We start from the raw sequence: 21641 nt of genomic DNA, 5'->3' as shown, positions 1-21641 counted from the left end.
TTCGACGATTACCCGATTTTGCGGGCGGTGTTGATGACGTTGACGCCGTTGAAGCGCGTGGTCGCCGAGCCGTGGCTCACCGCCGACACCTGCGAAGGCTGGCCCTTGCCATCGAAGAACGAACCGAACAAGCGGTAGTCACTCTGGTCGCAGATGGCGGCGCAACTGTTCCAGAACTCCTGGGTGTTGGCCTGGTAAGCCACGTCCTCAATCATGCCCGCAATCTGGCCTTTTTCAATGGCGTAGAACACCTGCCCGCCGAACTGGAAGTTGTAGCGCTGCTGGTCGATGGAATAGGAACCGCGGCCGGCGATGTAGATGCCTTTGTCCACGTTCTTAATCATGTCGTCGACGCTCATTTTGGCGGTGCCGGGCTGCAGGCTCACGTTGGGCATGCGCTGGAATTGTACCGAGTCCCAGGAGTCGGCGTAGCAGCAGCCGTCGGACTCGTTTTGCCCCACAATGTGTGCCTGGTCCCGAATCTTTTCATAGTCCACCAGGATACCTTCTTTGATGAGGTCCCAGCGCTTGGTCTTGACGCCTTCATCGTCGTAGCCCACCGCGCCCAGGGAGCCGGGCTGCAGCTTGTCGGCCACGATGTTCACCAGCTTCGAGCCGTAAGGGATTTTCTTCGCTTTCCACTCCAGGGTGGCGAACGAGGTGCCGGCGTAGTTGGCTTCGTAGCCCAACACGCGGTCCAATTCGAGCGGGTGGCCTACGCTTTCGTGAATGGTCAGGCCCAGGTGGTTCGGGTCGAGTACGAGGTCGTATTTGCCGGCAGTCACCGACTTGGCGGTCAGCTTTTCCTTCACCTGCTTGGCGGCCAGGGCGGCATCTTCCAGCATGTCGTAGCTGTTGCGGTAGCCGATAAGGCCGGTGCCGGCGGCACCCGCAATTTTATCAGCGGCCTTGGGCGTGAGGTATTCGTAGCCCAGGCCCATGGGCGCGCTCAGCGCGTCGCGGCTCCGGAACTTGCCCGAAGCCCGGTCGATGGCCGTCACGCTGAAGGTGGGCCAGATGCGGTGCACGTCCTGGTCGATGTAGGAGCCGTCGGTGCTGGCGAAGTACTTCTGCTCGTTGATTTGAAAGAGAGAGGAATTGACGAAGCTGGCGCCGTTTTCCAAGGCTTTGGCATTGGCGGCCAGCAGCAATTCGGCCTTCTGAGCCACCGGCACCTCAAAGGCGTTTTGCTGAATGGGCGTTTTCCAGGTCACATCGCCGTGGCCTTTTTCTGGGGCTAGCACCACCTTCTCCTTCTGCACTTTGGCATTGGCTTTCGCGATGGCCACGGCCAGTTGGGCGGCTTTGGCAATGTCGGCTTCGGTGACGGTGTTGGTAGCGGCGAAGCCCCAGGTGCCATTGGCCAGCACGCGCACCCCGGCGCCAAAGCTCTCGCCGCTGGCGATGTTCTGCACCTGCTTTTCGCGGGTGAAAATGCTTTGGTTGAGGTAGCGGCCGATGCGCACATCGGCATAGCTGGCGCCGGCCGTTTTGGCGGCGTTGAGGCCCGCATTGGCCAGGCGCTTTTTCAGGGCGGGGTCGATGCCTTCCAGCAGGCGGGACGGGTCAACCGGCGTGCCTCCTAAACTGGGAAAGTTGGGCAGAAACAGGGCGCCGGCCGCCAGGCCGGAGAGTCCCACAAAGTCGCGACGTTTCAAAGGAGGGTAAAGATTCGGAAATAGAAAAAGTAGATTCGTAAAGATGAGCACAAATCTTAACTGAAAAGACATGAAGTTGCCCGCACTGTTGCGTTAATCTTAGGATTTATTTTGAATTCATGTTAAACCGGCTGGCCCAAGCAGGCCAAAAGCCTTGGTTACCGGACGAAATTCTTCAGCCAGGGGCTCGGGATAAAACGCAAAAGCCCCAACTCAGCACGAGTCGGGGCTTTTGCAATTGGGCTAAATCGGGCGGCACAGGAGATGCCGGGCCACGGCGTAAGGTGTAGCGCGGGCTTATTAATGGGACGGGTGCCAGCTGATGGTGAGGCCCGGCGTGCCGTTGCCGAAGTACATGGGGGCCATGCCCACGTCGCGGCCGATGGCCTTGCGGCCCCAGCGGTTGCGGTGCGAGAGGTAGGCGAGGTGGGCCGACATGATGCCGAACCCGGCGCCCGCCACCACGTCGCTCTGCCAGTGCTTGTCGTTAATCATGCGCAGGGCGGCTACGCTGGTGGCAATGGTGTAGGCCCCGATGCCATACCACTGGCTTTTGTCCCGAAATTCGGTGTGCACGATGCTGGCGGCCAAAAACGCCTGCGCTGTGTGGCCCGAAGGAAAGGAAAGGTTATCGGAGCCGTTGGGACGTGTCTCGTGGCTCAAGTATTTCACTGCAAAAGTGGAGGCCAGCATGACGGCCTCGCCCTTGGCAATGATGAGCAAGATGTTGATGCGGTCGTTGTGCGACTCCACGCCCGCCAACGCTACCGCCGCCAGCTCGAAATACGGCGCGATAATCAGCGAATTGTCGAAGCCCGTGCTTACCGGCCGGAATTGCTTCTGGACGAATGTTCTTTCCCGGTGATTGATGCCCGCATCGCCTTGGGCTGAAATGGCGCCGTAGCCAATTAACACGGCCGGAATGGCCATGGCTCTGACGAACTTACTCTTGTACCAGACGGCTTTCACCGGGGAAGGGACACCGCCGGGGTTCGCGTACTTTCTAGTGGTATCGGTAGGAGTCGGCTTGATTTGGGCCTGGACTGGATGGAGCGCCCCGAACAACAGCGCAGCGGCGGCGAAACGGGTAACGAGAAATGAGCGCATGAAAGATAAATGGGGTCAGGATTATTTCGAACCCGTTAGTACGGATGTGAGCTATAAACGTAACGGCATATTCTGTTGAAAATCTTAATTTTTTGATAATTCGTGACTTGAATTTATGAAATGAGAAAAGCCCCATGTATTACATGAGGCATTCTCTGGCTTGGCGTAGCTGCAGTGGACTGAGAAACTGAAGAGGCGTTGCCGAAAAACGCTACCAGCTGCCGCCCAGAGCTCGCACCAGCAGCACGTCGTAGCGAAGCTGGGCAGCTTGGGTTTGGGCCAGGGCGCGGGCGGCTTCCAGGGTCTGGCGGTCGGCATCTACTACTTCGAAGTAGTTGGTGAGGCCGCTGCGGTAGCGCACGTTGGTGAGGCGCCCGGCCAGGCGGGCGGCCCGCAGGGCGCGCTGCTGCGCGGCCAGCTGGGCGGTGCTCAAGCGCAGGTTGGCCAGGGCGGTTTCGACATCCTGAAACGCCGTGAGGGCCGCGCCCCGGTACTGGGCTTCCAGCTCCTGGTATTGGGCCTGGGCCAGCTGCTCGTTGCCCCGCAGCCGGCCCCCGTTGAAAATGGGAATGGCCACGCCGCCGCCCAGGTAGTACGTAAAGCCATTGGCCAGCTGGGGCAGCTTGGCCAGGGTAGCGCTTTGGGGCCCAATGAAGCCGTTGAGCTGCACGGTGGGCCGGCGCGCGAGGTGGGCAGCATCGGCGCGGGCATTGGCGGCGGCCAGCTGGCGCTCGGCGCGGCGCAAATCGGGGCGGCGGGCGAGGAGCGCGGCGGGCAAAGCCGGGGGAATGTCCGGGGCCGCGGGTAGCTCCGTGCCGCCCGTCGGTGGCAGAGCAAAGCTGCTGGCGGGCTGGCCCACCACCGTGGCCAGCGCGGCCGCTACGCCCGCGCGCTGCCGGGCCAGCTCCAGCAGGCTGGCTTCCAGAGTTGCCAGCTCGGTTTGGGCGCGCCGGTAGCCTATTTCATTGTCTACTCCGGCCTGGTAACGGGCTTGGGTGAGCTGCACGTTTTGCACGCGGGCCAGCCGGGCGCTGTCGAGCACGGCCAGTTCGGCATCGAGGCCGCGCAGGTTGAAATAGTAGGTGGCAGCGTCGGCGGTGAGGGACAGGCGCACGGCCTGCACGTCGGCCTCGGCGGCGGCGGCATCGGCCCGGGCCGCCTGGATATTGCGCCGGATGCGGCCCCACACGTCTACCTCGTAGCTGACGTTGACGGGGACGAAGTACTGCGTTTGGGTGATGGCCCGGGCAGGCACATCGAAGGGCACCGGCCGCAAGCCCGAGAGCTGCGTACGGTAGGCCGAAGGGTTGAGCGTGACGTCGGGCGTGCGGTACGAATCGGCCACCTGCAACCGGGCGCGGGCCTGCTCGACTCGGGCCAGCGCCGCCCGAGCCGTGAAATTCTGAGCCAGCGCCTGTTCTTCGAGTTGAGCTAAAACCGGGTCGTTGAAGACCGTCCACCAGGCCGTTTCGGGCGGCGCCTGGGGTAGCTGTTGCGGCTTGGTCTGGGTATCTGTGGCCGATGAGTCGGGGGCAGACCGTGCGGGCGCTACGGCTTGCACTTGCGGCGCTTGGCCCCCAAACCTTGTGGAGGTGACCGAGGCTTTGGCCCGCGTTTCGGCGGCGGTTGGGATGCGCGAGCCGGCCGTATCGGACGGCACGGCATTTTGCCAGGCCGCGGGCGTGCTCACCGCCGGCGGCTGGTATCGGGGCGCGGTGGCACAGGCACTCAGCAAAAGCGGCAGCCCAAGTAAGGAAGGCGAAAAGCGGAAGCTCATGGGGTTGGTACTCAGAATTGAGTCGTCAGGAAGCAGCGCCAGCGGTACCATTCAGTACCTCGCTGCTTTCCAGCCACTCACTGTCAACTTTTCTTATTTCAACAGCGCCGGCGACGAAACGCGCGGCGCGTCGGGGTCGTTGGGCCGGGGCTTGGCGGGTGGAGGGCCGGCGGGTTTGGGGGCGGGCTTGTAGTCGCGGGTTTGCACGGCCTGGCCTTCGGTTAAGGTTTCGGCGGGGTTGAGCACCAGCAGTTCGCCGCCTTTCAGCCCCTGGGCTACTTCCAGCTGGGAGCCAAAGTCGCGGCCGGTAGTGATGGGCTGGTAATGAATTTTACCGTCTTGCACGGTGGCCACGCGGACGTCGGTGCCGCCGGGCACCAGGGCATTGGCCGGAATCAGCACGCCGGGCGAGGTGCGCGGCAATTGGAACCGCACTTGGGCGTAGCTGCCCGGCCGCAGCTCGCCGCGGGGGTTGGGCACTTCCACTTCGGTGAGCAGCGTGCGGGTGTTGGCATCCAGGGCACCGGCTTCGCGCACCACCCGCCCGGCGAAAACCCGGCCTGGAAACTCCGGCACCAGAAAGTCGGCCGTCAGCCCCGGTTTGATGGCGGGCGCAAAGTTCTGTGGCACTTGCACGTAGGCCCGCAGCTTATCGGTTTGCTCAAGCTTGTAAAGGTGCGAGCCGGGCGTGTTGCTGCTGTTTACCAGGCTGCCCACTTCCACGTTGCGCTGCGTCACGATGCCGCTGAACGGCGCCGTGACGCGCCGGAACGCCTGCTGCGCCAGCAGCTGCTGCACGCCGGCTCGTTGGGCGGCGTACTGGGCCTGGGCGGCGTCCAGCTCCTGCTTGGAGATGGCACCGGGCAGCCCAATTCCGGCCAGGCGGTTGTAGCTGGTGCGGGCCAGGCCGAGGGTGGCACGGGCTTCGGCAATCTGCTGGTCGAGCTCTGGGGTGGTGACTTCGGCCAGCACCTGCCCGGCCTTCACCTTCTGCCCAATATCCGCCGACCATGACTTGACATAGCCATTGGCGCGGGCAAATACGAAGGTCTCCCGGTTCGACCTGGTGTCGGCGGGCAGGGTGAGAGTGGTGGTGTCGGGCGCGGCCTGGGCGGCTACCACCGTCACGGTAGGAGCGGCCGCCGCATTTTGGCTAGCCTCATTGTCGCGGGCTTTCTCCCGGCTGTGGCGCGGCATGTAGCCCAGCAAAAACAAGCCTCCAAACACCGCCAGTACGATGAGAATGATGAGCCAGAAGCGGCGGGAGCTGGAAGTTGTAGGTTCAGACATTAAGACGGTATTCAATCAAATTCCAGAACGGTCATACGTGGTGTAGTGACCGTCATGCAGAGGGAACCTAAGGTCGGTGTAGCTAAGCATCTCGTTCGCGCCATTTGTCATGCAGAGCGCAGCGAAGCATCTTATCACGTTAGGACGACTCGTTCAACTGTGAGAAGATGCTTCGCTGCGCTCTGCATGACAGGCGATTGGGGTATTTATGAGGTAGAAATGCTTGGCTACGCAATCTTCAGTTTGCTGTGCTAGGCATCAGGGCCATATTCAACCCATAAAACCTAAGCCGCAGCGTTTTGCACCGGCGCTTGCTTTTTCAAATAGGAAAACATGATGGGCACAAAGAACAGGGTGGTAACAGTAGCCAGCATGAGCCCGCCAATCACGGCCCGGCCCAGCGGCGCGTTTTGCTCGCCGCCTTCGCCCATGCCCAACGACATAGGCAGCAGGCCGATAATCATGGCCAGAGCTGTCATCAGCACGGGGCGCAGGCGGGTGAAGCCGGCGTCGAGGGCGGCGTCGCGCGGGGAGAGGTCGGGTTGTTCTTCGCGACGCTCGTTGGCAAAAGTGACGAGCAGAATACTGTTGGCCGTGGCCACGCCGATGCACATGATAGCACCCATTAGCGCGGGCACGCTCAGGGTGGTTTGGGTCACAAACAGCATCCACAGAATCCCTGCCAGCGCCCCGGGCAGCGCTGTGATAATAATAAGCGGGTCGAGCCAACTCTGGAAGTTGACCACCATCAGCAGGTAGACCAGGATGATGGCACCGGCCAGCCCCAGGCCCAGCCCCGCAAACGACGTGCGCATGGAATCGGCCTGTCCGCGCAGGGCCAGCGTGGTGCCTTTGGGCAGCTGCTTTTCCGTGTCGGCCAGGATTTTTCGCACGTCCTTGGCCACGCCGCCCAGGTCGCGGCCGCTCACGCTGGCGTAGAGGTCCACGGTGCGCTGGATGTTGTAGTCGGAGGCCACGGCCGTGGTGAGCGAGCGGCGCACCGTGGCGAAGTTGTTGAGCAGCTGGGCGCGGTTTTGGGTGGCGCTGGTGATGCCGATGCTGCCAATCTCATCGAGCGTCGACAGGGCCCGCGGCGGCGTTTGCACGGCCACCGTGTAGTTAACGCCGGTGGTGGGGTTGAGCCACTGGTTGGGGTTGGTTTGGGTGCTGGAGGAGAGGCTCACCAGCACGTTGTTGGCAATGTCGCGCTGCGAAATGCCCGCTTGCTGGGCTCGCACGCGGTCGATGTCGACCCGCAGCTGGGGCTGGTCAAAGGCCTGGTAGATAAAGGCATCGACCACGCCGGGTACCTTGTTGATTTTGGTGCGCAGCTCGCCAGCAATGCGCTGGTTGGCGGCTTTGTCGCGGCCGATTACCTGAATGTCAATCGGGGCGGGCAGGCCGAAGTTTAGCGTCTGGTTTACGATGTCGGCCGGCTGGAAGAAGATGGTGAGGTCGGGTTGTTCCTTGTGCAGGCGGCGGCGGATTTCGTTGATGTAGTCGGCCGTGGGGCCGTGGTCTTCCTTCATGCTCACCAGGATTTCGCCATCGCCGGCTCCGATGGTGGGGTTATCGCTCAGCAGCAGGTTGATGGGGATGACGGGCAGGCCAATATTATCAAGCACCAGGTCCAGCTCCTTGGCCGGAATCACGCTGCGAATCACGCCCTCCACCTGCCGGAACCGGGCCTCCGTTTCTTCTACCCGTGTGCCGGTGGGCACCCGCACGTGCAGGCGCAGCTGCCCGGCATCCACCGTCGGGAAGAAGTTCTGGCCGATGAGCGGAAACAGCCCCAGCGACCCCACAAACAGCACCACAAAGGCCACAATGACCTTGAGCCGGTTGCTCAGGGCCCAGTCCAGGGCGCGGCCGTAGCCGGCCCGAAACTTCTCAAACCGGTGGTCGAAGGCTTCGTGCAGCTTCCAGACCCAGGTTTTGGTGATGGCCAATCCGGCCGCGCGCTCCTTGTCGGTGATGGCTTCTTCGGCTTCTTCCTCGGGCGTGGCGCTGGGGTGGGCTTTCTCAAACTGCTCGTGCCGAATCAGCTCCAGGTCGCGCTCTATTTTGCTCACGGGCTGGCCGTCGCGCTGGTGCAGGCTGGGTAGGTCGGGCTCGGCCAGGGCGTGGTAGATGGGCAGCTCCTTGCGAAGCAGGTACATCACCAGCGTGGGTACCAGCGTCCGGCTCAGGACGTAGGACGCCAGCATGGCAAAAATCACGGCCGTGGCCAGCGGCGCGAAAATGGCCGAGGCCACCCCGCCCAGGAAAAACACCGGCACAAACACAATGCAAATGGAGAGCGTGGCCACCAGCGCGGGCGTGGCAATCTGCTGAGCCCCATCGAGAATGGAGCGTTTCAGCAGCTTTTTCATGCCCATGTTGCGGTGGATGTTCTCAATCTCCACCGTGGCGTCATCCACCAGGATGCCCACGGCCAGACTCAGGCCGCCCAGGGTCATGATGTTCAGGGTCTGGCCCAGCATGTTCATGATGATGATGCTGACCAGAATAGAAAGCGGGATGCTGGTGGCAATGATGAGCGTGGAGCGCCACGAGCCCAGAAACAGCAGTATCATCAGGGCCGTAAGGGCGGCGGCAATGCAGGCCTCCACGATTACCCCTTTGATGCTGGCGCGCACGAAAAACGACTGGTCAAACAGCAGCTTGATGTTGAGGCCGGGCGGGGCGTTGGCCTGGATGTTGGGCAGCGCCTTTTTGATTTTGTCGATGATGTCCAGCGTGCTCGCCGAGCCGCTTTTCAGGATGGGGATGATGGCCGTGCGGCGGCCGTTCTGCCGCACAATGTTGGTTTGGACGGCGGCGCCTTCGTGTACAAAGGCCACGTCGCGGATGTACACCGGCGTGCCATCCACCGTCTTGATGGGCAGGTCGTTGAGGCTGGCAATAGCCTCGGGGCTGGAGTTGAGCTTCACGTCGTACTCCCGGTCGCCGAGCTTGGCCGAGCCGGCCGGGATGATGACGTTCTGGGAGATGAGCGTAGCCACCACGTCGTTGCCGCTCAGGCCCTTGCCGGCCAGCTTGTCGGGGTCGAGGTCGACCATGATTTGCTTGGGTTTGCCGCCGTTGGGCAGCAGCACCGAGGCCCCCTGCACCACGGCCAGCCCCGGCCGGATGAAGGCGTTGGCAGCGTCAAACAGGTCCGATTCACCCAGGGTCTCGCTGCTGAGCGAGGTTTGGGCTATGGGCACATTGGAAGCCGAGTAGCGGATGATGAGCGGGGGCGAAATGCCCGGCGGCAGGATGCGCAGCAGCGTTTGAGTAATGGCCGTAAGCTGGGCCACGCCGGCATCAGGGTTAGAGCCGGGCTGGAAAAACACCTTAATCAGGCCCACGCCCTTAAGGCTTTGGCTTTCAATGTGCTCAATGTTGTTGACGGTAGTGGTGAAGGCGCGCTCGTTGGGAATCACGATGCGCTGGTTCATCTCCTCGGGCGAGATACCGGCGTAGCCCCACACCACGCCCACCACGGGAATGGGAATGTCGGGGAAGATGTCCACCGCCATCCGCTGAATGGTGAGCCCGCCGCCCACGAGGATGAGCAGCGCCATCACCACAAAGGTGTATGGGCGCGCCAGCGCCAGCCTAACTATCCACATACCACGTTATCTGCTGAGTTTTCCCAAGTCGGCTCGATTGCAAGGGCCTTTAACCATTTAGTTCGACAAAGGTTGGCAAGGCAGGGGTGAATTTAACCCCTTCGACAAAGAATTTACTTCTTATCTCGACGCTAAGGGGTGATTTCATCGACAATCAAGTAAGATTGCACCGCTGGGAATTTCTAGGCGGCCGAAACCAGCGCCACCTGCTGCTTTTGCCGGTAGGCCATGCGGAGCAAGCTGGGCAGTACCACCAACAACAGGGGTAGCGCCAGCAGCAAGCCCCCAATCACGGCAATGGCCAGCGGCTGGTGCAACTGCGCGCCCGCCCCTATGCCCAGCGCCAGCGGCAGCAGCGCCGCGATGGCCGAAAAGGCCGTCATCAGCTTGGGCCGCAGGCGGGCCGCAATGGCGTAGCCAATGGCCTGCTCCACGGGCGCCTCCGCCCGGGCCTCGTTGAACTGCTGAAAGGTGAAAATGGCATTCTCTCCAATGATGCCCACCACCATAATAAGGCCCGTATAGGAGCCCACGTTCAGCGGGGTATTGGTGAGGAACAAGGCTAAGCTGCCCCCCGCGGGCCCCAGGATGGCGACCAGCAAAATCAGCCCCGCCGCCTTCAGGTCCCGAAACAGGAACAGCCCCACCGCAAACACCAGCAGGCAGGCCGAACCCAGAATGGTGAGCAGCTCCTGAAACGACTTCTGCTGCTCGGCATAGGAGCCGCCGTACTGGATAAAGTAGCCGGGTGGCAGCGGCACCTGTTTTTCCAGCTTCTGGCGGATTTCGCTCATGGCACTGCCCAGGTCGCGGTTGTCGAGGCGCGCCGTCACGGCCGTCATGGCCTGCAGGTTTTCGCGCTCCAGCTCGGCTTCGCTGGGCGTCACGCGCACGGTGGCCAGCTCATCGACGCGGCGGCGCTGGCCGTTGGGCAGAAACACCGGCTCGGCGCGCAGCTGCTCCAGTGTGGCCTGCGCGGCGTTGGGGTAGCGCAGGCGGATGTTGAGCAGCTGCTCGCCTTCGAGCACGCTGCCGGCCGTGGTGCCCACCAGCTGGGTCTGGAGCTGGGTCTGGAAATCGGTGGCCGTGAGGCCAAATTGAGCCAGGCGGCGCGGGTCGGGGCGCACGTCCACGCTCGGGCCCATGCGCACGATGCCGTTGAAGACGTCGGCCGTGCCAGCTACTTTTTCCACCACGGCCGTCACCTGGTCGGCCAGAGCGTAGCGCTTGGCGGCGTCGGGCCCAAATACCTTGATTTCGATGGGCTGCACCGTGCTCATGAGGTCGCCGAGCATGTCGCCAATCACCTGGCCAAAGTCAATGGTAAGGGCCGGCTGGGTGGCCTCGACGCGTTGGCGAATGTCGGAAATGACTTCCTCGGTGGTGCGCTTGCGGTCCGTTTTGAGGCGGATGAGGTAGTCGCCGCTGTTGGGCTCGGTGATGAAAAAGCCCATCTGCGTGCCCGTGCGGCGGGAGTAGCTGGCCACTTCCGGCACCTTGGCAATCAGCTTTTCGGCTTGGCGCAGCATGCGGTCGGTTTCTTCCAGGCCGGTGCCGGGGGGCGAGTGGTAGTCAAGCACGATGGCGCCCTCGTCCATCTCGGGCAGGAAACCGGTGGCCAGCCGCGGGATGATGAGCACCATCGAGCCGATGAGCACAACGATGCCGATGATGCTGTAGGCCGGGTGCCGGATGACGGCCCGCACCCACGGAATTTCGTGGTGGTTGGAGTCGGTTTTGGGCGGAAGGGCCGCGCCACCCTCGCCGCTCACTTGGTTAAAGGCATCATCGGCGTCGATATCATCCGGCGCCTCGGCCTTTTCGCCTTTCATTTTCCGGCTGAGCAGCAGATAGATGACCGGCAGCCCCAGCCAGGCTACAAAAAACGAGCATAACAGTGCCACCACCATGGTAGTGGCCAGCACCTTGAAATAGGCCCCGGCCACCCCGCCCAGCAGCGCAAAGGGCAGGAAAATCACAATGGTGCTCAAACTCGACCCGACCAGCGCGGGCAGCAGGTGCCCCACCGAGCGGCGCACCACTTCGCCCGCCGACTCGTAGGGATGGTCTTCGCGCACCCGGTGGAGCTGCTCCACCATCACCACGGCGTCGTCTATCATCAAGCCAATGGCGGCGGCGATGGCGCCCAGCGTCATGATGTTGAACGAATAGCCCAGCACGAAATACAGCACGGCCACCGTGAGGGCCAGCGCAACCGGAATGGCGCCCAGAATGGTGAGCGTGGCCTTCACCGAGCGCAGAAACAGCGCCGTGACCACCAGGGCCAGGGCCAGGCCAATCCACAGCGCATCCTGCACAGAGCGCACCACCTCGGCCACAAAATCGGCCTGGTCGTAGTAAGGCGCCAGCTTAACGCCGCTCGGCAGGCCCGCCCGCAGGGCCGCTACCTTGGCCCTCACCCCATCCGACACCAGCACCACGTTGGCATCGGGCTGGCGCAGGATGGAAATCAGTACCGCGTCGGATCCGTTGGCGTTGATGCGGATGTACTCCTGCTGCTCGCCCAGGTTCACGGTGGCCACGTCGGTGAGGCGCACGATGCGGCGGCCGTCGTTGCGCAGCACAATGTTTTCCAGGTCTTCTTTCTGCAGAATGGTGGCATCCGTCACGGTCAGGTACAGGCGGCGGTAGTCGCTGAGGTAGCCGTTGCTCTGCACGAAATTGGTGGCGGTGAGGGCCTTCGTAATGTCGTCGGGGCCCAGGCCGAGGGCCGCCATCTGGTCGGGCAGCAGCTGCACCTGGTATTCTTTGGTGCGCCCACCCTGAATCTGCACCGACGACACCCCATCGACCTGCGACAAAAACGGCTTAATGGTGTACAGCGCGAGCTTGCGCAGCTCCAGCGCCGACTTGCCCGGCGCTTCGAGCGTGTAGCCCATCACCGGCAGAATGGCCGGGTTCATGCGCTCGACGGTGATTTGCACCGTGGCCGGCAGGTCAGCCCGAATCTGGTTCAGGCGCGACTCAATCAGGGTTTGGCTGGTGGCCACGTTGGCGCCCCAGTCCAGGAAAGCCGAGATTTCGCAGCTGCCCCGGCTGGTGGTGGAGCGCAGCAGCTTCAGGCCCGGCACCCGCTTGATGGCGTCTTCCATGGGCTTGGTCACGGTCACCATCATGCGGTCCACGGGCTGCAGCCCGTTTTCGGCAATGACCTTCACCTTTGGGAATGTGACTTCCGGAAACAAGGCCACGTTGATGCGGCGGTACGCCACCGTTCCCAAGGCCAGGGCCAGCACCAGCAGCACCGTTATCGGCGCTTTGTAGGCTTGAAAAGGGGAGGTGCGGGGCATAAGGGTAGTAGTATCGTTTTAGTAATTCGTCATGCAGAGCGCAGCCTCGCGCCTCCTGTCATGCAGAGCGCAGCGAAGCATCTTCTCACGCTCTAACGATTGGTTCTGACCTGATAAGATGCTTGGCTACGCTCTGCATGACAGGAGGCGCGAGCTTCTTCAGTTTCGCTCGGCATTCCGTTATAACATCACAATTATTCACCGTGTCACCTTTACCGCTGCAGTATCGCCTAGCCCAAAATTTCCGCTCAGCAAAATCTTGTCTTTTGCCGAAAAGCTGGGGGCTTTGATTTCAATGTTGTCCTTGTCCTGCGTGCCTACGGTCACCGGGACTTTCACGGCGGTGGTGTCGTTGAGCAGGCGCATCACCCAAAACTGCGTTTGGGTTTCGTCGGTGAGCACGGCAGTGCGCGGCAGCGTGCTGGCCCGGCGGGGTTCGGTGCGGTTTAGCTCAATTTGCACGGCCAGGTTTTCGGGCAGCTCCGGGATGGGGCCGATGGGCCGCACGGTGTAGCGCTGGGTCTGGGTGCTTACGTCGGCGGTAGGCAGTACTTCGGCCACGCGGCCGGGCAGCACCCGGCCATCGGGCAGCAGAATGCGGCAGGGCTGGCCGGGGTGCACAAAGCGCAGCTGCGTCACGGGCACGTCGAGGATGAAGCCGAAGCGGCTTTTGTCGTAGGTCACGCCCAGCTGCTCGCCGTCCTGCACGTAGTCGCCCGGCAGCTTATCTACGGAAGCCAGTACGCCGTTGCGGGCCGTTTTTATCTGAATGATGCCACTGAACTTGAGCCGCGGGTCGCCGGTGAGTTTGTCCAGGTGCAGCACTTTCGACTCTTTGGTTTGGATGGTAAACACCGTTTGGCCGGCGCGCACCTGCTGGCCCACCACTGGCGCCGGGGGCAGCACGTAGCCGGTGGTGGTAGCCCGCAACGCATCCTTGGCCGGAAACGCCGACACCGCGTTGAGGCGCAGCAAGTCCGTTAGCGTATCGGTTTGCACCGTGCCCACCGTCACCAAGGCGCGGGGCTTTACCGCTTCTTCCTCGCCATCAGCATCCTCGTCCGCTGCCGAGTCTTTGGCTCCACAAGCCACCAGGGCGGGCAGGAGGAGAAATAAGGGCAGACGGTGAAAATTCATAAAATCAAAAAAGCATTAGGTTGAAAAGCCATTCGGTTGAGCTAGCCGAGGTTATCTAATAATCGTTTGTCATGCTGAGGCACGAAGCATCTTATCAGGTTAGCTCAATTCGTTCAGCGGCGATAAGATGCTTCGCAGGCTCAGCATGACAAACGACTGAATTAAAATGGAAACTTACGGCAGGCAATTATTCTAAGTAGGCTCAACATAATGTTCTTCACATTTAAGACTTACTCAGCCAGATAATCTAACGCAAAACGGCTGCGCAGTCGGTCAATCTCGGCTTGGGTGAGGCTGAACTGCAGGGTGCGGTAGCTGGTCACCAGGTTGAGGTAATCGAGAATGGCCACGTCGCCGGTTGCCAGCTGCTGGCGGGCGGCCCCCACCAGTGCCTCGGCCACGCGCACCTGCTCCCGAATGCGCGCCAGCAGCGCATCCGAATCCCGAATCAGGCCTTCGAGCTGCTCGTACTGCTGCCGCCGCTGCACCGTGAGAAACTGCCGGTAGCCGCGCCGCGACTGCTCGCTCAGCTCCAGGCGCTGGTATTGGAGCTGGCGCTGGTGGCCATCGTATATCGGCACCGCCAGCTGCAGCCCGCCCCCAAAGCCCACACTGTGCGCCAGGGCCATGGGCAGGTACGACGAGGATTGCAGCCCCGCGTCGAGCACGGCATTCACCTTGGGCCGGTAGGCGGCATCCACGGCCTGGCGGTCGAGCAGCAGGCGCAGGCTGTCGAGGGTGTACTGGCGCTGGCTGGGCGCCGTGAGGCCGGCCAGGGGGCGGTGCGAGGGTGGGGAAGGAGTCTCCAGCGCCACCAGGGCCGTGTCGGCCACGCCCGCCAGAAAGCGCAGTGTGCCCAACTCGCGGCGGTAGGCCAGCCGGTCCTGCTCCACAGTCACCTCCTGGGTGCGCACCGAGAGATAGAAGCTCAGGTATTGGGTTTGCTTGAAAATGCCGGCGTCTACCAGTTTGCGCAGTTGCGCATCCTGCTGGCGCAGCTGGCCCAGCAGCGACCGGCTGAAGGTTAGCTGCCTTTCGGCGGCATAGGCCGTCAGAAACTGGTCGGTGATGCTGCGGCGCAGGTCCAGGGCTGTGAGGCGGCCGGTATTGCGCAGTACCTGGCCCTGGCTGGCCAGAATGCGGTAGTCGTTCTGGAGCTGAAACCGGTTCAGAATGGGCTTGGTGGCCTGGGCCAGGGCCGCGTAGTTGCCGCCGTTGGTCACGGCGTTGTCATAGCCCAGTACGCTTTCGCCTTTGCTGTTCGTGACCGAGGGATAGTAGAGCGCCGAGCCAATGCCGCCAATTTGCACACCATTTTGCCGGGCCCGAATCAGGCTGTCGAGGCTGTTTTGGCGCACTTGGTTGGCGGTGGCGCGCAGCAGGGGGCTGTTTTGGCGGGCTATACTTAGGAAGTCATCGAGCTGGCGTGGGCTGGCCGGGGCCGGTTCCACAGCGGGCAAGGGCGTAATGGCCGTGCGCTCGGGCTTCTGGGCATAAACCCGGCCAACGGGCAGCCCCAGCAGCATGCCAGCCAGCCAGCAAATAAGTAAGGGGACGCGAAAGAACAACAGGCTAAGAAGATGGTGAACCCTGCAAAGCTGCGGGTCAATTCTGAAGAAAATTGGGCCCGAGCCGGGGACCTGGGGCTCCAGTCTTGCGCTTACGTACAATCTCACAGAAAGTCTTCAAACTTATGGCCGTCCTTCGTGCTCCTGCCTTCCCCTGTTTGCCCCACCCTGCATTCTTGTGTTATGAAGCTTTTGCTCGTTGAAGATGAACCGGCCTTGCGCAGGGCGCTGTTCAGCTCGCTACGCCAAGCGGGCTACGTGGTCGAGGAAGCCGCCGACTTTGCCCAGGCTGAGGAAAAGGTTATGCTCTACCAGTACGACTGCGTGCTGCTCGACCTGACCCTGCCCGACGGCAACGGCCTCGACCTCCTTCGGGCGCTTAAGTCCCAGGGCTCGCCGGCCGGTGTGCTCATCATAACGGCCCGCGATGCCCTGGATGACAAAGTCGCCGGCCTCGACCTGGGCGCCGACGACTACCTCATAAAGCCGTTTCACCTGTCCGAGCTCAATGCCCGGGTCCGGGCCATCATCCGGCGCCGGCAGTTTCAGGGCCAGCAGCAGCTCGTATTCCGCGACCTGCTGGTATGGCCTGAGCTGGCCGAAGTACACGTGCGGGGCGAGCAACTCACCCTCACCAAAAAAGAGTACGACCTGCTGCTATACTTCCTGTCCAATCCCGGCCGGGTGCTCACCAAAGAGGCCATTGCCGAGCACCTCTGTGGCGATGCCGTAGATGCCGCCGATTCCTTCGATTTCATCTATACCCACCTGAAGAACCTGCGCAAAAAGCTACAGGAGAAAGGGGCTGATAACTATATCCGCACCATGTACGGCGTAGGGTATAAGCTAAGCAATGAATGAAGCGTACAGATTTGGCTTGTAGTGAGGATTTGCGAAAGCACCATATGGATGCCATCTTTCTTAAACCTGCCAATTTAAATCCAGCCTGAATTCCCTCTGATGAAGCTCTTGGCTGCTACTACCCGCTACTACCTGGCCCTGACCACGCTGCTGTTTGTGCTCGGCAGCTTCGGCCTGTATTATGGCGTGGAATGGGCATTGCGGGGTGAGGTTGAAGAAGAGCTGCAGGCCCGGCGGCAGGAGCTGATTGAAAAAGTGCAGGCTCACCAGCTGACGTCTGTCGCGGTGCTCCAGACGCTGCTGGTTATTAGCCGCCAGCCCAAGCCAGTGGGATTCAGTGATACACTGCTGCTTGATGCACAGGAACATGAGCAGGTGCCAAACCGGCAGCTCACTTTTCCGCTCACGGTGCCCGGCGAGGGAACCGTGTGGGTGACCCTACGGAAGTCTCTGGTCGAAGCCGACGACTTGTTGGGTGTGGTGCTGGCCGTGATGCTGGGCGTGCTGACGCTGTTGCTGGGCGGCGTCGTGCTCATCAACCGCTGGTTGGCGGGGCGGATGTGGGCGCCGTTTCAGCACACGCTGGCGGCGTTGCGCAGCTACGATTTGCAGCAGCACAAAGCGCTGGATTTGCCCACGCCAGCCATCGCCGAATTTGCCGAGCTGAACCTGGCGCTCACCACCCTCAGCCAGCGTTTGGTATCCGACTACGAAAGCCTGCGCGAATTCACCGGCAACGCCGCCCACGAAACCCAAACGCCCCTGGCCATTATGCAGGCGCAGCTCGAGCAGCTGCTGCAAATCCCGGCCCTGGCCGAAGACGATGCCGCGGCCCCGCTCGTGGCTGAGCTTTATGGAGCTACGCTGCGCCTCTCGCGCCTGCACCAGGCCCTGAGTTTGCTCAGTAAAATTGAAAACCGCCAGTTTGCCCAGGCCGTGCCCATCCGGCTTGACCAACTGCTGCAGGAAAAGGTGGCCCAGCTCACGCCACTGTTTGATGCCCGTGAGCTGCGCTACGGCTTGGATATCGCCAGCGGGCCCGTAATCGTGCAGATGCACCCCGGCCTAGCCGACTCGCTGCTGCAAAACCTGCTGCAAAATGCCGTGAAGCACAACGTGCGTGGAGGTGAAATAGGCATTACGCTTGCGCCGCAAGAACTAAAAATCAGCAACACCGGCGCGGCCGTTGGTGGCGACCCGTCGCGGTTTTTCGAGCGGTTCCGAAAGCAGAACGCCGCGTCTGAATCGCCGGGGTTGGGCCTGAGCATCGTTCAGCAAATCTGCGGCTACTACGGCTTTGGCATTGACTATTTCATTACCGAGGCGGGCACCCGGCATACACTGCGTATCGAATTCAGCCATACCGCTGCGCCCCTACCTAAACGCAATGCTGAGGCCAGCCGCCCAACAGAATAGCAACAGAATACCCAGCTAGTTTCGGCCTGAAGTTTAACGCCTAATACCCTTTGCTCCAATGAAATATTTCCTCATAACCCTGGTGGCTGCAATGCTCTTTACTGGCTCGGCACACGCTCAGAAACTGGCCGGTTCGCAGGTTCCGGCCGCCCCTCTTGCCGCCTTCAAAAAGGCATTTCCTGCCGCTGAACGCATGAAATGGGAAAAGGAAAACAACCAGTACGAAGTGAATTTCAATCTGGGAGAAAGCGAAATGTCAGCCCTGTTCACGCCCAAAGGTGAGCTGTTGGAAACCGAAACCGAAATGCGCCCCTCACAGCTGCCCGTGCCGGTGCGCCAGGTTCTGGCTACCCGCTACAAAGCAGCCAAAGTGACGGAAGCAGCCAAAATCGTAACCCGCAAAACGAACGCTGTCACCTACGAGGCAGAAGTAACCGAAGGCGGCAAAAAACACGACCTTATTTTCACTGCCGACGGCCACGAAGTGGCTAAACCATAGTCGGCAGCTTGCACAATTGGGAGGCCCCGACATTCCTACCACGTGGCCCCAGGTCCTGCTGAACGCCGCCGACGCATCACTGCCGCGCAAGTAAATGATTACTCTCGCGCCAGTGATGCGTCGGCTGCGTTCAGCAGGATGGTGCTGTTTTGGCCAGGCCCAGAGCACGACCATTCCTTCTTTTGATGGGTTCGCCCCAAGCCAGCGGCCTAATCTTCTTCCGTGGCGGCGGCCGGGTTGGCCCGCATCAGCTGTCCGAAAAAGATGCTGTTCAGGAACAGCTTATTCGTTCCGTACCAAAACGCCCGGAAGTTCGGGTTGTCGACGAGCGAAATGATGCGGCCGGCACCTACATCGGCCACGTCCGCAGCGGCCGTGCTGCGCAGTTTTAGCTCGTTGGGCCTGGAGATAAACCCGCTGGCCAGTGGCTTGGCCGTGTACATGAGTGGGTTGGCATACGGGCTAGCCGAGCGCTCCATGAACACCGTGTGGTCGCGGAAGAGGTACACATCCGGGCTGTCATAGCCATAGCCTAGCGGGTGCGTCAGGTCGAGGCGGGCGTGGAAAATGGCGCCCGTGATTTCCTGGGCACTGGCGGTGTTGCGCATGCCCACGTAGGGGCGCTGCGGCAGGGCGCCGGTGCGCGGAGCGGCGGGCGGCACCACGCCGGCGCGGCCTCGGGCGCCGGGCGCAGTAGCAACAGCGGGAGTAGCGGGCGCAGTTGGGCTAGCCGCGGCCGGGCTGGGCGCCGTTTCCGGGGCCATGGGCGTGGGGCCACTGGCCTTGAACTTGGTCGCCGACAGGCCGTTGTCGGCCAACCATTTGGCGCCTTTGCCCATGGCCAGCAGTGTGTTGCCGCGCTGCACCCAGGCCCGCAGTTTCTCGCGCGCCGCCACGGGGATGCCATTGTACGTACCATCCGAGGCTACGATGACGGTGTAGCGGTCCAGGTTCACGCGGTCCAGGCTTTCGGGAGCTACCAGGCTCGGCGTCATACCGAAGCGCTGGTCGAGCAGGTGCCAGGCCTCGCCTACGTCCGTGGGGCTAACGCCGGGCCCGGCCAGCAGCATGATTTCGGGCTTTTTCAGGGTCACGAAGTTCACGCTGCCCAGCTTCAGGCCCTGGGCTGAAAGGCCGGTGGTAATGCCCACTACTTCAAGACCATTGGCCGCGGCTACCTGCTGCATCAGCGCAAAAACAGTGTCTGCGGGCAGGGTTTGCACGCCCACTGGCACCATGATGGTGCCGTAGTCCATCTTCCGCTCGCCAATGGAGAAGGGCTCGGTGGCCACTTTCACCACCAGCTTGCGGGCCAGCAGCGTGTTGAGCGCCCGCGGCGCATAGTACCCGTGCCAGCTGAAGGCGTAGGCATAAGCGGTTTTGTCCCCGGTTACTTTGCCCACCGGAAAGCTCACGCTATCGAGGCGCTGGCCGAGCAGGCCGCCTTTAGGGAGCTTGGTCACCGAGGCCATGTCGAGGCCGAAGGCGCGGGGCAGGGTCCAGGCCGAGATGTCGTAAAAGATGCTGTCATTAAACGTGCTACGCTCCTCAAACATTGCCTGAATCAGCCGGAACTGGGGTTGGTCGGTGGGCACCACGTAGGTGTCGGTGGGGTTGAAGGTGCGGCCGTTGAGCTGAAGGGTGCTTTTGGGCCGGTACACCGCAATCTGGTGCTGGCGGATGATGCGGGCCAGCTCGTAGGAGCGGGCCGGGTCTTGCTCGGCGCCAAACACATAAGCGCGCACCGCTTGTCCACTGGCCTCCTTAGCCGCTTTTTGGTAGAAGTCGCGCTGGTAGTTTAGCAGGTCGACCCGCATTGCCTGCATGGCTTCGATGGACGACAGGGTAGTCGTGACCTGGTTGCGGATGGTAAAGGGGAAACGTACGACGCCATTGGCGCCTTCCTGGGCATGACCGCGCGAGCTGGCCTGCTCAAAGAGGATGCCCACCGCGCCATTCACGTCGGGGTACGTCGAGCCCTTGCCGTAGTAGAAGTCGTCATAGTTCTCCTCCGTGAAATAGAGCGAGCCAATTTTGTCCAAGGCCTTGGCGTGGAAGGCGCCGATTTTCTGGGTCAGTTCGAAGTTGCGGTCGGGCGTGAGGGGGTGCTTGCGCGAGACCACGCCGGGCTGGAAAAAGAACGTGGAATTGGTCCCCATTTCGTGGTGGTCGGTCAGCAGGTTGGGCTTCCAGTCGTGGAATTGCTTGAGGCGGCCGCGCGACTCGGGGTGCTGCAGCGGCAGCCAGTCGCGGTTCAAGTCGAACCAGTAGTGGTTGAAGCGGCCGCCGGGCCAGGCTTCGTTCTGCTCCACGTTGGCCGGGTCAGTAACCAGGTTTTTGCTGCGGCGCGAATTTACCCAGCTCGAGAAGCGCGTCATGCCGTCGGGGTTGATGCTGGGGTCGACCAGCACCACGGTGTTGCGCAGTACCTCGTCGATAGCCGGGCCCTGCGCCGCAGCCAGGTAATACACCGCCAGCAGCGAGGCGTTGGTGCCGCTGGGCTCGTTGCCGTGCACGCTGTAGCCCATCCAGAGCACGGCCGGCATCTTGCTCACGTCCAGCTTGCCCGACTCGGCGGGGTCGGTTAGCTTGTGGTGGTCGGCCTTAATTTGGGCGATGTTGCGCTGGTTTTCCGGCGAGGTAATGGTGAGGAGGAGCAGGGGCCGGTTTTCGTGGGTGCGGGCATACTCCGTAATTGTCACCCGGTCGGAGGCCGCGTCCACGGCCCGCATGTACATCAGCAGCTGGTCGTGGCTCGCGTGCCATTCGCCCACCTCGTAGCCCAGCACCGCGGCCGGCGTTGGGATGGCCGGGTTGTAAGTCACGTTCTGGGGCAGGTAATAGGCGAGGTTGGATTTGGTCTGGGCCTGCGCCCCAACCGTTATCAGCGCCGCCAGCAGCAAAGCGTAGTATTTTCTCATATAGTATGGTGAAGTAGTGTTGCCGGAAAAATCAGGCCTCGATGAAGCAACGAATCGACCGCTTTCCTTTGGCACCCGCAACTTACCACAACCCTAACTTAAAAGGCTTTACAGGAAGCCATAGCGAGGCCGCTCAAGTATGAGTTGCTGCTTCCCTTGGGCGCCCTAGTCGGCAAAAAAAAGCCTTTAAGCCAAATCTGCAGCAGAAAAATCTTCTCGTAATAAGCCCTGCCAAGACGCAGCACCATCAAGACGCAGCACCATTATGAATTATGAGGAAATGCAAAAGAGCGTTATCGTGGGCGCATACCCCGGGCTGGGTAGAATGGCTGGCAGATAAAGCCCGTTCTTTGCTAACTAAACGCAAAGGTGCCGCGCTTTAATGTGCCATGGCGGGCCGTGGGGAATTGGAATGTGATTTGCCCAATGCGCCCAAAACAGCCCGCCGCGCAGCTTTGCGCCCGGGTTATCGTATACTC

At 61.7% G+C, this 21641-nt stretch carries 12 protein-coding genes; 3 read left to right on the top strand and 9 right to left on the bottom strand.

Annotated features, from left to right (window positions below; genetic code table 11):
• Positions 1–8 precede the first annotated feature (8 nt).
• From LJ738_RS04325 to LJ738_RS04290, 8 genes are all read right to left on the bottom strand, one after another.
• Complete coding sequence (locus tag LJ738_RS04325) at positions 9–1658, bottom strand: TldD/PmbA family protein (RefSeq protein WP_227785087.1); 1650 nt, start codon at positions 1656–1658, stop codon at positions 9–11.
• 300 nt (positions 1659–1958) lie between these two features.
• On the bottom strand, positions 1959–2765 hold the full coding sequence (locus LJ738_RS04320) for a phosphatase PAP2 family protein (protein WP_227785086.1): 807 nt from the start codon (positions 2763–2765) through the stop codon (positions 1959–1961).
• A 211-nt stretch (positions 2766–2976) separates the two neighbouring features.
• Positions 2977–4542, bottom strand: a complete 1566-nt coding sequence (locus LJ738_RS04315; RefSeq protein ID WP_227785085.1) for an efflux transporter outer membrane subunit — start codon at positions 4540–4542, stop codon at positions 2977–2979.
• Between the two features lie 93 nt (positions 4543–4635).
• Positions 4636–5832: an efflux RND transporter periplasmic adaptor subunit gene (locus LJ738_RS04310; protein WP_227785084.1), complete on the bottom strand. Its 1197-nt coding sequence runs from the start codon at positions 5830–5832 to the stop codon at positions 4636–4638.
• Between the two features lie 284 nt (positions 5833–6116).
• A complete protein-coding gene (locus LJ738_RS04305; protein WP_227785083.1) occupies positions 6117–9449 on the bottom strand; it encodes an efflux RND transporter permease subunit in 3333 nt (1110 codons plus the stop codon).
• Between the two features lie 182 nt (positions 9450–9631).
• Positions 9632–12760, bottom strand: coding sequence for an efflux RND transporter permease subunit (locus LJ738_RS04300; RefSeq protein WP_227785082.1), 3129 nt, complete (start codon positions 12758–12760; stop codon positions 9632–9634).
• A gap of 198 nt (positions 12761–12958) precedes the next feature.
• On the bottom strand, positions 12959–13897 hold the full coding sequence (locus tag LJ738_RS04295) for an efflux RND transporter periplasmic adaptor subunit (RefSeq protein WP_227785081.1): 939 nt from the start codon (positions 13895–13897) through the stop codon (positions 12959–12961).
• Positions 13898–14127: 230 nt separating this feature from the next.
• Complete coding sequence (locus LJ738_RS04290; RefSeq protein WP_227785080.1) at positions 14128–15465, bottom strand: TolC family protein; 1338 nt, start codon at positions 15463–15465, stop codon at positions 14128–14130.
• Between the two features lie 183 nt (positions 15466–15648).
• On the opposite strand from LJ738_RS04290, the gene LJ738_RS04285 reads away from it, so the two are divergent.
• From LJ738_RS04285 to LJ738_RS04275, 3 genes are all read left to right on the top strand, one after another.
• The gene (locus tag LJ738_RS04285) at positions 15649–16326 is read left to right on the top strand and encodes a response regulator transcription factor (protein WP_227785079.1); all 678 of its coding nucleotides are present in this window, start codon (positions 15649–15651) and stop codon (positions 16324–16326) included.
• 99 nt (positions 16327–16425) lie between these two features.
• A complete protein-coding gene (locus LJ738_RS04280; RefSeq protein WP_227785078.1) occupies positions 16426–17742 on the top strand; it encodes a sensor histidine kinase in 1317 nt (438 codons plus the stop codon).
• 58 nt (positions 17743–17800) lie between these two features.
• Positions 17801–18241 carry a PepSY-like domain-containing protein gene (locus LJ738_RS04275; RefSeq protein ID WP_368045534.1) on the top strand — a complete coding sequence of 147 codons (441 nt, stop codon included), beginning with the start codon at positions 17801–17803 and terminating at the stop codon, positions 18239–18241.
• A gap of 209 nt (positions 18242–18450) precedes the next feature.
• On the opposite strand, the gene LJ738_RS04270 is transcribed toward LJ738_RS04275, so the two are convergent.
• Positions 18451–21162, bottom strand: coding sequence for a M14 family metallopeptidase (locus tag LJ738_RS04270; RefSeq protein ID WP_227785076.1), 2712 nt, complete (start codon positions 21160–21162; stop codon positions 18451–18453).
• Positions 21163–21641: the final 479 nt, after the last annotated feature.

Origin of the sequence: Hymenobacter plasmatis, assembly GCF_020711255.1 — a bacterium.
In the GTDB taxonomy this organism is placed as follows: Bacteria; Bacteroidota; Bacteroidia; order Cytophagales; family Hymenobacteraceae; genus Hymenobacter.
This window is presented reverse-complemented; position numbering and strand designations above follow the sequence as displayed.